The organism is Carboxydocella sporoproducens DSM 16521, from assembly GCF_900167165.1.
Lineage (GTDB): Bacteria > Bacillota.
In genome coordinates, this window is the sequence record NZ_FUXM01000002.1 from 1 (window position 1) to 12076 (window position 12076).

General features: G+C 39.7%; 17 protein-coding genes. All 17 read left to right on the forward strand.

Going from position 1 to position 12076, the window contains the following annotated elements:
- Positions 1-91: 91 nt before the first annotated feature.
- Positions 92-856: a hypothetical protein gene (locus tag B5D20_RS00885; protein WP_078664341.1), complete on the forward strand. Its 765-nt coding sequence runs from the start codon at positions 92-94 to the stop codon at positions 854-856.
- Positions 840-2108 (forward strand): histidine kinase, encoded by a 1269-nt coding sequence (locus tag B5D20_RS00890; protein WP_159071861.1) that lies wholly within the window; start codon positions 840-842, stop codon positions 2106-2108. Before B5D20_RS00885 ends, B5D20_RS00890 begins: the two co-directional genes overlap by 17 nt.
- Complete coding sequence (locus tag B5D20_RS14275) at positions 2074-2283, forward strand: methylenetetrahydrofolate reductase C-terminal domain-containing protein (RefSeq protein WP_375804193.1); 210 nt, start codon at positions 2074-2076, stop codon at positions 2281-2283. Before B5D20_RS00890 ends, B5D20_RS14275 begins: the two co-directional genes overlap by 35 nt.
- The gene (locus tag B5D20_RS00900; RefSeq protein ID WP_078664344.1) at positions 2273-3124 is read left to right on the forward strand and encodes a methylenetetrahydrofolate reductase; all 852 of its coding nucleotides are present in this window, start codon (positions 2273-2275) and stop codon (positions 3122-3124) included. Before B5D20_RS14275 ends, B5D20_RS00900 begins: the two co-directional genes overlap by 11 nt.
- 19 nt (positions 3125-3143) lie before the next feature.
- Complete coding sequence (locus tag B5D20_RS00905) at positions 3144-3881, forward strand: LytR/AlgR family response regulator transcription factor (protein WP_078664345.1); 738 nt, start codon at positions 3144-3146, stop codon at positions 3879-3881.
- A 199-nt stretch (positions 3882-4080) separates the two neighbouring features.
- Positions 4081-4905 carry a ribonuclease HII gene (locus B5D20_RS00910; RefSeq protein ID WP_078664346.1) on the forward strand — a complete coding sequence of 275 codons (825 nt, stop codon included), beginning with the start codon at positions 4081-4083 and terminating at the stop codon, positions 4903-4905.
- On the forward strand, positions 4862-5746 hold the full coding sequence (locus B5D20_RS00915) for a hypothetical protein (protein ID WP_078664347.1): 885 nt from the start codon (positions 4862-4864) through the stop codon (positions 5744-5746). Before B5D20_RS00910 ends, B5D20_RS00915 begins: the two co-directional genes overlap by 44 nt.
- A gap of 8 nt (positions 5747-5754) precedes the next feature.
- Positions 5755-6021, forward strand: a complete 267-nt coding sequence (locus B5D20_RS00920; protein WP_375804192.1) for an EscU/YscU/HrcU family type III secretion system export apparatus switch protein — start codon at positions 5755-5757, stop codon at positions 6019-6021.
- Positions 6022-6099: 78 nt separating this feature from the next.
- Positions 6100-7215, forward strand: coding sequence for an HD-GYP domain-containing protein (locus B5D20_RS00925; RefSeq protein ID WP_078664349.1), 1116 nt, complete (start codon positions 6100-6102; stop codon positions 7213-7215).
- A gap of 116 nt (positions 7216-7331) precedes the next feature.
- Positions 7332-7688, forward strand: coding sequence for an NADH-quinone oxidoreductase subunit A (locus B5D20_RS00930; RefSeq protein WP_078664350.1), 357 nt, complete (start codon positions 7332-7334; stop codon positions 7686-7688).
- The gene (locus B5D20_RS00935) at positions 7679-8194 is read left to right on the forward strand and encodes an NADH-quinone oxidoreductase subunit B (RefSeq protein WP_078664351.1); all 516 of its coding nucleotides are present in this window, start codon (positions 7679-7681) and stop codon (positions 8192-8194) included. Before B5D20_RS00930 ends, B5D20_RS00935 begins: the two co-directional genes overlap by 10 nt.
- A complete protein-coding gene (locus B5D20_RS00940; protein ID WP_078664352.1) occupies positions 8184-8624 on the forward strand; it encodes an NADH-quinone oxidoreductase subunit C in 441 nt (146 codons plus the stop codon). The genes B5D20_RS00935 and B5D20_RS00940 overlap by 11 nt, the downstream gene beginning before the upstream one ends.
- 9 nt (positions 8625-8633) lie before the next feature.
- Positions 8634-9731 (forward strand): NADH-quinone oxidoreductase subunit D, encoded by a 1098-nt coding sequence (locus B5D20_RS00945; protein ID WP_078664353.1) that lies wholly within the window; start codon positions 8634-8636, stop codon positions 9729-9731.
- A 32-nt stretch (positions 9732-9763) separates the two neighbouring features.
- Complete coding sequence (gene nuoH, locus B5D20_RS00950; RefSeq protein ID WP_078664354.1) at positions 9764-10819, forward strand: NADH-quinone oxidoreductase subunit NuoH; 1056 nt, start codon at positions 9764-9766, stop codon at positions 10817-10819.
- Between the two features lie 4 nt (positions 10820-10823).
- The gene (locus B5D20_RS00955) at positions 10824-11261 is read left to right on the forward strand and encodes a NuoI/complex I 23 kDa subunit family protein (protein WP_078664355.1); all 438 of its coding nucleotides are present in this window, start codon (positions 10824-10826) and stop codon (positions 11259-11261) included.
- Between the two features lie 9 nt (positions 11262-11270).
- Entirely contained in the window at positions 11271-11768 is a 498-nt protein-coding gene (locus B5D20_RS00960) for an NADH-quinone oxidoreductase subunit J family protein (RefSeq protein ID WP_078664356.1), read from the forward strand.
- Entirely contained in the window at positions 11765-12073 is a 309-nt protein-coding gene (nuoK, locus tag B5D20_RS00965) for an NADH-quinone oxidoreductase subunit NuoK (RefSeq protein ID WP_078664357.1), read from the forward strand. The genes B5D20_RS00960 and nuoK overlap by 4 nt, the downstream gene beginning before the upstream one ends.
- The last annotated feature ends 3 nt before the right edge of the window (positions 12074-12076 follow it).

Consider the following 12076-nt stretch of genomic DNA (forward strand, 5'->3'; position numbering starts at 1 on the left):
ATTTGACGGTGATTTTAATGCATGATTTTTTGTATTGAATTATACTTTTACCAAGAATTATATAGATCAGTTATTGAGGGAGGTAACAAAAATGGTACATGCAACGGTAATGGCAAAAGAATCTGACAATGATCAACTTATAATCGTACATTGGCTTCCCCAGAATGTTGATTATGCTGTTGTTTTAATGGATATGGCCGAAAAAATGGTTTATAAACCATTTGATGCCTGGCTTGGCCGTATTATCAAAAACAAAACAATCAGAGCCTATCATTTAGAACATTGTCTATTACTTATTGACTATCTTGCCTGTGAGGTAGGGGTTCCAATATGGAAGCTAAACTACAAATACTTAAAAAACTTTCTATATGATTATTATCCTAAAAAAGTTATAGCAAGTTATGACCAACAAAAATATTTAATCAAATCAATTATATTGCTAATTCGATTTATGCTGAAAAAGGGTTTTAAGTTGGATGTTTCTTCAAAATTATGGTTTTTATTAGGCGAAAATAATTTTGAAAAATTCATAAGGAGTAGATGCAAAATGGGAAGAAAATTATTGACATTAAAAGAAGATCTGGAATATCTTTATGAAGTTTGGAATTTTAAACCTTCATTAGCTATTGTAGGTGGTAGCGTTGGAGATGCCAGAATAGATGGGCTGGTACAAATGGCGTCTGAAATTGGTATCAATGTTTATATTTTTGACTCTATAGAATGTTTAGAAAAACATAAAAGTGTTTGTGATAACAATTGTCAAAAGTTTATGGTGGTCAGGGAAATTCATGGAGTGAAGGAAATTGACCCAATAGAATTTATTGAGGATGTGCTTAGAGATGCTATCGGCTATTAGTCTTGCAATATTTGGTTTCTTAGCAGGGGTTTGGCTGGGAAAGCTTCAGTGGAAAATAAACAGGGAAGCTACAGCTCCGAGTTATTCTTTATACAAACCTGAAATTTATTTAGCCTATGAAACGTTACACTATTTAAGGCAAGGCCTGACTCCGGAAACAGCTCAAAAGGTTGTTGAAATTATTAAAAGAATTATTCCGGTAGATGCTGTAGCGATTACTGATACCCAGCAAATTATAGGATTTGCCGGAGCAGGCTGCAATCATCATCGTTTAGGGAAAAGTATTATTACTAACGTAACCAAGGAAGCCATTAATGCAGGTAAGGTGATGGTAATAAATAACGGTGAATTTAATTGTTCAATTAAAGATTGTTCCTGTCCCCTTAAAGCAGCGGTAATTGTACCTCTTTTTTGTGACAGCAAGGTTGTTGGTACCCTGAAATTATACCAGGTTAATAGGACTCGCATTGATGATTATCTACTGAACTTAGCCAAAGGTATCGGCCAGATCCTTAGTATTCAGATTGAACTTGCGGAAAAAGAACATCAAAAACAATTGGCGGCCAAAGCCAAGCTAGAAGCCCTGCAGGCTCAGATTAGACCTCATTTTCTGTTTAACGTTATCAACACGATTATCTATTGTAGTAGAAATGACCCGGATAAGGCTCGGGAGTTGCTAATTGAGTTCTCAAAGTTCTTCCGCAAAACATTAAAAAGTGACCAAGATTTTATCACCCTCAGCGAGGAAATTGAATATATCAAAACTTATATAACGTTAGAACAAGCTAGATTTGGTGATAGACTTAAAGTTGCCTTTAATGTGGAGTCGCATCTATTAAATATTTTAATACCTGGACTAATTATTCAGCCCTTGGTTGAAAATGCCATCTTACATGGAGTTTCACCCCTTACCAATGGTGGAGAAGTTACAATAACTTGTAAAGAAAAGAATAAAACTTTATATGTGCTGGTTCGTGACAACGGTAAAGGAATTCCTAGAGACCGGCAAGCTAAAATACTGATTCCTACTCAAGATACTAATAACGGTTTGGCTTTAAGCAATATTGACCAACGATTAATAAGTTTGTATGGACCAAAATACCGGTTGAAAATCAAAAGCCAGGAACATCGTGGAACGATGGTATTAATTAAAATACCTTTAGGTGGTGTCAATGATGCGCGGAGTATGTGTAAAATGTCGAAATTGTATGATTCCGATGGCAGGGACTTGTCCTATCATGCACTGTGCTAAAGGATTAATTAATGGCCCTTGTGGAGGGGCTCAAAATGGCAAATGTGAAATTGATGGAGTTAAAGACTGTGTATGGTGCATGGTTATTCCCAAAGTTCAAAATAGAAGGATATCGATAACGCAGATCCTGAATCAGATTAAAGACTATTCGGTGGTGAGGACTAATGGATTTTAGAAGAAAATTATTATCAGGGCAATTCATAACAACCGTTGAATTATGTCCTCCGAGAGGGATAGATTGTTCAAAATTACTCACAACGGCTAAAAAAATTTGGGGGAAAGTTGATGCAATTAATATCACCGATAATCAAAGGGCAAGTATTAAGATTTCTCCAGTGGCTGTATGTGCCATATTACTAAAGGAAGGCATTACTCCCATATGTCAACTGACCTGTAGAGACAGAAACCGGATGGCCTTACAATCTGAGATTTTGGGAGCAGCGGCTTTAGGGGTAGAATATTTCCTTTTTATGACAGGTGATCATACATTAATCGGTGAAGACCCCAAGTCTAAATCTGTGTTTGACCTGGACTCAGTACAGCTCATGGCTACCGCTGCTCAACTTAACAATGGCTATACTTTAAACGGCAAGGTTTTGACCGGAAAACCTAATTTAATCTATGGTGGTGTAGTAAATCCCTCACTTCAGTGCAGAGAAGCCCAAATGTGGAAATTAGAGAGGAAAGTGGCCGCTGGTATCAGGTTTGTACAAACACAGGCGGTATATTCTGTTCGGGAAGTTGCTGATTTTATTGAAGATGCTAAAAGATTTAACATACGGTTTTTGGTAGGTATTATTCCTTTAAAATCAGCTGCTATGGCCAGGTATATGAACAAAAACATTCCCGGAATTAAGGTTCCGGAGAAATTCATTGATATTCTTGAAAAATCTAAAAATCCTATAAAAGAGGGATTAAGAATTGCACAAGACACCATTAATGAATTAAAAAGTATTTCTGATGGAGTTCATATTATGCCAATGGGTACAGAGGAATATTTAGAAGAATTAGTATGATTTGAAAGGAAGATTTAAAATGAAAAAGTTACGAGTACTAATCGTTGATGATGAGTACCCCGCCCGCAAGGAGTTACGATATCATTTGAGCATGTTTAACAATATTTCCATAGTTGGCGAAGCCAGTAATGCCAATGAGGCTTATCAACTGATTACCGCTCTAAATTATGATGCCGTCTTTTTAGACATAAGAATGCCAGATATGAGTGGCATTGAACTAGTTCATATATTGCAAAACATGGATAGCGCCCCCAAAATTATTTTTGTTACGGCCTATGAAGATCATGCTATCGAAGCTATTAAAGTTAAAGCTTTTGACTATCTTTTAAAACCTATTGAAAAATCCAAAGTTGAGGAGGTTATAAATCGATTATTTACAGAGTTCAGCAAGGAAGGATTTCCTTCTGGGAAATCAAATTATTTCCAAATAGTTACAGGGAAATTAAGAGGAACTATCTATCCTGTTAAGATAGAAGATATAATTTTCTTTTACTCTGAAAAAGAGTTTGTCTATTTAAGAGTTAAACAAGGTGAAGATTTAATAACACGATTTACCATTAAAGAACTTGAGCAAAGATTGAATCCGGCTATGTTTTTTCGCCCTCACCGATGTTATATTGTCAATATTAATTACGTAAAAGAAATCCGTCCTAGTTTCCACGGTTGCTACACGCTGATTATGAAGGACAAAGATAGTACAGAAATCCCTGCAAGTAGAGGCAAATCAAAACTTTTAAAAAAGATTTTTAATATATAAATCTAAAAGCAGGCAAATTATAAAATTAACATTCTTGGAATCCTCAATAACTTATGGTTATTTGGGGTTCCAATAATGTTAATTTTCAAAAAAAAACAAAATATTTTCATTTTCATTTCAGGCCTTTATTTTCTATTTTTATTTTTGCAGGAAAAACATATCAAACGTCGAATTTTAAAAGTTTAAAGGGGCGAAGTATATGAAAACAATTAAAGATATACAGCAATATTTAAAAGAATTACTTAGCCGTAATCAGGAAATACCGCTAGACATGTTAGAACTGCTGAAAGCCGATCACCGACCAGCAGTAAAAAAGCTATTGCTCAGATATATGAAAAACAGAGAAAAAAACTATTTATTACAAAAACGCTGGCATGATTTTAGGGCGTTAGAAAAACGATACCGCCAGCAAGGATTGTTGGTTGCAGGAGTGGACGAAGCCGGGCGAGGTCCGCTGGCCGGTCCAGTAGTAGCCGCTGCTGTTATTTTACCTGAAGATTGTTATTATCCTGTTTTGGATGACTCGAAAAAACTAACTGAATCTAAACGTAATCAGTTATATGAACAAATAAAACAGGATGCGATCGCCTGGGCGGTCGGAATTTCCGATGTGGCTGAAATTGAACAACTTAATATTCTAAATGCCACTAAACTGGCCATGCTAAGGGCAGTAAAAGGACTAAAAGTAGAGCCAAAAGTTTTGCTAATAGATGCTTTAACTTTAGCGGACTGGCCTGGTCATCAAGAAAGGATAATTGATGGTGATGCGTTGCATGCGTGTATTGCTGCTGCTTCGGTTATCGCCAAAGTTACAAGGGATCAAATGATGGCAGAAATAGGGAAATTGTTTCCGGAATATGGTTTCGAGCAACATAAAGGATATGGTACAGCAGCACATATTGCTGCTTTAAAAAAATATGGCCCATGCCCGCAGCATCGCTGGTCCTTTGTAAGAAAATTTTTGCTGGAGAGTGAGCGGATTGAAGCTCGACCGCTTGTTGGAAATACAGACAAAAGCTATTGATAATATCTTAAAAAACTTGAAGTTAAATATTGGAAGGCAAATTTGGGCTAAAGTTATAGATGTCAAAGGCGATGAGCTCAAGATTGCCATTGGTGATATAATTATTTTTGCGCAAAGTGAGCTCAATTTAAAGCCAGGACAAAATGTACTACTTAAGGTCAATGATATTAGAGAAAACAGGGTTTTCTTTCAGACTCTTGTTGAGTTAAACCAGAGCGAAATGTTGATATTAGATTATATTTCCAAACATAATATCCCCCAAACTGAGCGCTGGATCAAATGGTTACAACTGGCGATTAAGTTGCATGGCAGTTCTGCTGAAACATTAAAAGCTGCTGTTTTCGCAGCACGAGAAGGTTTGCCCCTTAAGAAAAAATTGTTGAATTTCCTTGCTCATTGGCTTTTTTCGTCAGCAAACAATTCTGATTTCAAACCTGAATTAGGGGATTTGTTTAATATGCAGAATTGGCAGAAAAAGGATGAACCCGAACCTGGAGTCTCTTATTGGGTGTGGAAACCCTTAGCCGAAAGTAATGACACAGAGTTGCAGGCATTGGTTTGGGAAGGGGAAGCAGAAAAAGCCTTAGCTCAACAGATGAAAATTTGGCGTTTTTTAGTGCGGATTGAGCAGGCTAACAACCCTGCTTTTGTGAGCATTACTGCCACATCAGACAAAGAGATGTGGGTTAATTTTTTCAATATAAAAGGAACTATAACAGAAGAACTAAAAAATAAGCTCAACGCTTTAGGTTGGAATATAAAACGCTGGGCAGTGCTCTCGGCTGTGGATGAAATGATCGAAGAAACCGGTTTTTCTTGTGGGATAGATTTAAAAGGGTAGTGATGGAATTGAATGATAAAAAAAAGAAGATTGCGATAGCATTAGGTTATGATAGCGGTCGGGACGCAGCTCCACGAATCTTGGCTACAGGGCGTGGTCCAATAGCTGAAAAGATAATTGCTCTGGCGGAGGAAGCGGAAATTCCAGTAGTTAGCCAACCTTATCTGGCCAGAATTCTAGTCAATCAGGAGCCTGGGGAAATGATTCCAGCAGAACTATACCAGGCAGTAGCAGAAATACTTGCCTATGTCTACCGCTTGCAAAACCGATTGTGAGAAAATTTAAGAAAATTTCGGCTACTAGCAGGGATTTTACCTTAAGACGGCGAATATATCTTTTGGTGGAGGTACAAGATGAAACGCATACTAATTTACGATGCAAAACCCGGGATGATTTTAGCGCGACCGGTATATAGTCGTGATGGAGTTCTTCTTATAAAAGCAGGAAAAAAACTTACTGAAAAACTTATTAAAAGTTTATTTGATTATGCTATACCAACAGTATATATAGTTCAACCTAAACCCTGGGAAGAGATAAATATCCAGACGGCTTACGAAAAAGTTAAGGAACTTCCTGACGTTATCTCTTTTGAAACTCGTCTGGAGGCAGAGAAGCTGGTTGCAGAGTTCATGAGTGATATTAAGGCGGGACAGTTATTTAATGTGAAGAAAGCCAGAGCGGTTATTAATGAAATGATTGCACAAATTATTTCATATCCTAAAGTACTTACAAAACTCTCGGATATCAGGATATTAGATGATTATACGTTTGCCCATAGTGTGAATGTCTGTACCCTGGCTATTGCTGTAGGACATGTTATGGGATTGGAGAAGAGCGCCTTGTATGAACTTGCGATGGGTGCTCTTCTGCATGATGTGGGAAAATGTTTTATACCTGAATCCATATTGAATAAACCTGGACCTTTGACTAATGAGGAAATGAAAATTGTCAGAACTCATACGGAAAGGGGATTTCAAATTTTACGTATGCATCCCGAGATTAGTACTCTGGCTGCCAATGTAGCACGACAACATCATGAGCGAGTTAATGGCACAGGTTACCCCCAGGGGCTTTCCGAGAAACAGATACATATTTTTGCCAAGATCGTGGCTGTGGTAGATGCCTACGATGCCTTGACTGCTGACAGAGTATATAAAAATATGGTCTTACCTTATGAGGCAATTGAAGTCTTAATCGCATCATCATATCATTCTTATGATGCTGAGATAGTCAAAGCATTTGTACAGAACCTGGCGATTTACCCCATCGGCAGTATTGTCGAATTGCTTGATGGACGGCTGGCAACGGTAATTAACATTAACCGTGGTATACCTTATCGTCCGGTAGTAAAAATTATATCTGATCAGCATGGAAATACAGTATTGCGGGGCGAAATAATTGACTTAATGAAAGAACCGACAGTTTTTGTTAAAAAAGTCTTGCAATTCAAAAATGTGGAATTAATTTAGTGAAAAGAAGAACAGTATCAAGTTTGTCGAATTTTATTGACGCTGGCTTGGGCTCGGTGGCATAATTTATCTGTCTCCGAGCTAATGATAAATGGGCTAAAGAAAGGGGGGAGATTATGAGTTTACAGTTTGCGGGTATAGGTGCTATTTTGCTGGTCGCAATGGCTTTCCCTGTAATTATTTTGTTTGTATCCAGATTGCTTTCGCCAAAAAGATCAGCAAAATACAAGTACACCACTTATGAATGCGGTCTCGAAACCCAGGGAGATACCTGGATTCAGTTTAAGACAAGTTACTTCATGTACGCCTTGCTGTTTGTTGCCTTTGATGTTGAAACAGTTTTTCTATATCCCTGGGCAGTAAAATTCAAAGTGCTAGGAACCTTTGCTTTTGTTGAAATGTTTATCTTTATTGCGATTCTGATTCTGGGATTCTGGTACGCCTGGAAGGAAGGAGCATTGGAATGGATGTAAAAAATGAAATCCAAAACCCTCAGGCACTGGTTGAAAAAGGCGTTATTCTGACAACAGTTGAGGCCGTTTTCAATTGGGCTAGGGCACGCTCTTTATGGCCAATGACTTTCGGTTTGGCCTGCTGCGCTATTGAGATGATGTCAGCAGGTGGGCCTCGTTTTGATCTGGCCCGTTTTGGTTATGAGGTATTTAGGCCATCACCGCGTCAAAGTGATTTAATGATTGTAGCTGGTACGATAACAAAAAAAATGCAACCTTTGATCGAGGTGCTCTACGACCAAATGCCTGAACCCAAATGGGTAATGGCAATGGGAAGTTGTGCCATTAGTGGTGGGCCGTTTGTTGACTCCTATAGTGTTGTAAAAGGCGCAGATACCTTCTTGCCTGTAGATGTTTATGTTCCTGGTTGCCCGCCACGACCGGAGGCATTGATTTATGGGTTTCTCCAGCTCAAAGAAAAGGTGGAGAACCCTAATAGGGTGAGGTTGAAGAAATATGGCAAATAACTTTAGAGATAAAGTCCTGGCTGAACTCAACAAAAAGTTTGGGGATAAAGTCAAGGCTGTTGAAGACATTTCAGGAGACACTATTGAAGTTTCCGCTGGGATCATAGTTGACGTAATGAAGGAGCTCAGGGACAAGTTTGAGTTACCTTTGCTCGTTAATTTAACTGCAACGGAGTATGAATCCAACTTTATAATGGCTTATCAGGTCACATCGGTAAAGTCCCCTGATAAAATCAACGTAAAAGCAGTAATAGATAAGGTGAAACCTGAAATCGCCTCAATAACCAGTGTGTATCCTGCTGCTAACGTGCAGGAAAGAGAGGCCTATGATTTGATTGGGATAATTTTCAAAGGGCATCCTAACCTCAAACGAATACTACTACCCGATGATTGGGAAGGTCATCCTTTGAGGAAGGATTACAAACTGTGAGGTGTGACGATGATTAGGACACAGGAAATCACATTGAATCTGGGTCCCCAGCACCCTAGTACCCACGGCGTTTATCGCTGTGTCTTAACCCTTGATGGTGAGTACATTACTAAAGCTGAAAATCATACCGGTTATCTGCATCGAGGATTGGAAAAACTTGCCGAAAGCAGAACATATACACAGTTTATACCCTATACTGACCGCTTAGACTACCTTTCCGGTATGTTGAATAACTGGGCCTATGTTGCTACTGTGGAAAAACTCATGGGCATAGAAGTTCCAGAACGGGCGGAATATATCAGAGTAATCGTTGGTGAATTGAGCCGTATTGCCAGTCACCTGGTTTTTGTTGGAAGTTATGCTCTTGACCTGGCGGCATTTACCGGCTGGATGTATTGCTTCCGGGACAGAGAAACCGTACTCGACTTACTGGAAATGGTAAGCGGGTCCCGAATGACATTTAGCTATATGCGGATCGGTGGGGTGGCTGAAGACCTTCCAGATGAGTTTTTCCCGGCTGTAAAAAAATTTATTGCTGAATTTCCTAAAGCTATCGAAGAGTATCATAAAGTTATTTCTGGAAACGAGATTTTGATTGCTCGTTCCAAGAACGTAGGGGTGCTTTCCAAAGAGCTGGCACTGGCTTATGGGGTGACAGGCCCTAATTTGAGAGCTAGTGGTGTACCCTATGACCTCAGGAAAGTAGAACCTTATAGTGTATATGATCGATTTGATTTTGAAGTACCTGTTCTGTACAACGGTGATAGTTATGACCGCTATATGATCAGACTACTGGAAATGGAGCAAAGCCTTAAAATTATTGAGCAAGCTTTAGATCAAATCCCAGATGGACCGATAATGGCCAAAGTACCGAAAGTGATTAAACCTCCGGCAGGAGAAGTTTATCATCGCATGGAAATTTCCAAAGGTCAATTAGGCTTTTACATTGTCAGTGATGGCTCACCTAAGCCTTATCGACTCCATATTCATTCACCTTCGTTCGTCAATCTCGGTGTATTCCCTGAAATTGTTAAAGGCTGCAATATTCAGGATGCCATTGTTGTGCTAGCTTCCATCGATATCGTTTTAGGGGAAATTGACCGCTAGGGGAAATCTGGATTGTATAGGGGAGAAGATGCATGGAAAAAAGTTTTTTTGTTGTCTTTGCCGAATGGCTTCGTCAGTGGTTTGCCAGCCTTAATTTTTCTCCCGCAGCTGTTGAAGTTTTAATGGATGTTGTTGGCGGTCTGGGCGTTATCATCTTCTGCTTGTTAAACGCACTGGTCCTGGTGTATTTAGAGCGGAAGATCTCAAGTTTTATCCAACAACGTTACGGCCCGAACCGACTTGGGCCCAAAGGGCTGTTTCAAACCCTGGCTGATACTCTCAAGCTTTTAACAAAAGAGGATATTATTCCTGAAGCTGTTGATAAATGGGTGTTCCGGATCGCTTCTTTGTTGATTTTTGTGCCAGCAACTATGGTTTTTGCAGTAATTCCCTTTGGTGACGAAATGATTATCGCTGACTTGAATATTGGCTTGTTTTACTTTGTTTCAGTAGCTTCTGTCTCAACTATCGCCTTTTTAATGGCGGGTTGGGGCTCCAACAATAAATACTCCCTTTTGGGTGGTATGCGCAGTGTAGCTCAGATGGTTAGTTATGAAATCCCGCTGGTATTTTCACTGGTGGGTGTTGTGATGTTGACTGGCTCCTTAAAAATGTCTGATATTGTTGCTGCGCAAAAGAATATGTGGTTTATTGTGCCGCAATTTATTGGTTTCTTCATCTATTTCATTGCAGGAACTGCTGAATTGAACCGCGCTCCTTTTGACTTGCCTGAAGGTGAGCAGGAACTAGTAGCAGGTCTTTATACGGAATATAGCGGTATGCGCTGGGCCTTGTTTTTCCTGGCGGAATATGCCAACCTGGTTGCGGTGAGCTCCATTGCTACTACCCTTTTCCTGGGCGGTTGGCAAGCTCCCTTTGACTTTTTGAACTTTATCCCGTCCTATGTCTGGTTCATTTTGAAAGTGTACTTTATGATTTTACTCTTTATGTGGACCCGTTGGACCTTACCTCGGATCCGGATAGATCATTTGATGAGCTTTAGCTGGAAAGTCTTGATTCCGCTATCTTTAGCCAATATATTGGTAACCGGTGTTGGTATAAAGCTCTTCCAGTGGATGGGATGGTGATTAGATGTTTGGCAAAGGTATTATGACAGGCATGGGTGTAACACTAAAACACTTTTTAAAACATTTTCGTGGTGGAGCAGTTACCGAACTATATCCTGATGTGATGCCACAGCTGGCACCCCGTTTTCATGGGGATTTTTATCTGGATGTACCCAAATGCATATCCTGTGGTCTCTGTGCCAATGCCTGTCCCAACCATGTAATTTCAGTTAAATCTGAAAAGGACGAAAACAACAAGCGTAAACTGGTGGGCTATACCATGATGGTTGAGCGCTGCCTTTTCTGTGGTTTTTGTGTAGAGGCCTGTCCGACCAATGCTCTGCGCTGGACCCAGAATTTTGAGCTTGCTGCCTACAGCAGGGAAGACGTTAATCGGGACATGTATGCTGAGTATTTCAGTAAGAACGGAGGCAATCCCGAGCAAACGGGAAATAAGGGGTGAAATTGATTAATGCAGGCACTGTTTTTCTATCTACTGTCCTTTATTACATTAGGGGCAGCGCTGGGAGTAGTTTTAAAACGCAACCTGGTACACAGCGCCCTGTTTCTCATCTTAACTTTTGCCGGAGTGGTAGGTATTTACCTCACATTGAATGCTGATTTTATCGCCTTCGTGCAGCTAATGGTCTATGTAGGTGCAGTAGCGATACTCTTTGCTTTTGGTGTTATGCTTACCAGACGGGGTGACATAAATCGTTCCAATTTGTTTAATAATCAAAAGTGGACAGCATTGATTGTTTCACTGGGGGTATTTAGCGTTCTTGCCTGGTTGTTAAATGCTACTAGCTGGGGAAATCAAGCTGCAGAAGGACCTAAAGAAACAGTCGGTCAGCTGGCAGAGCTGATGTTAACCGATTACGTGGTACCTTTTGAAATTGCGGCGGTATTATTGCTTGTTGCCATGTTAGGGGCCATCGTAATCGCGAAAGAGGTGAAAAATCAGAAATGATTACCTTACAGCATTATTTGATGTTGGCAGCCCTGCTATTTTGCATTGGCTTATATGGTGCCCTGGCAAAACGCAATGCTATTGCAGTTTTGATGGGTATAGAGCTGATGTTAAACTCCGTTAACATCAACCTCGTTGCCTTTTCCCGATTCTTAAAGCCTGAATTTCTTGACGGCCAGCTGTTTGCACTTTTTACTATAATCGTAGCTGCTGCGGAGGTTGCGGTTGGTCTGGCCCTGGTAATAGCTATCTATCGTGATCGGCTTTCTGTTGATCTGAATGATATTGACTGGCTGAAATGGTAATAA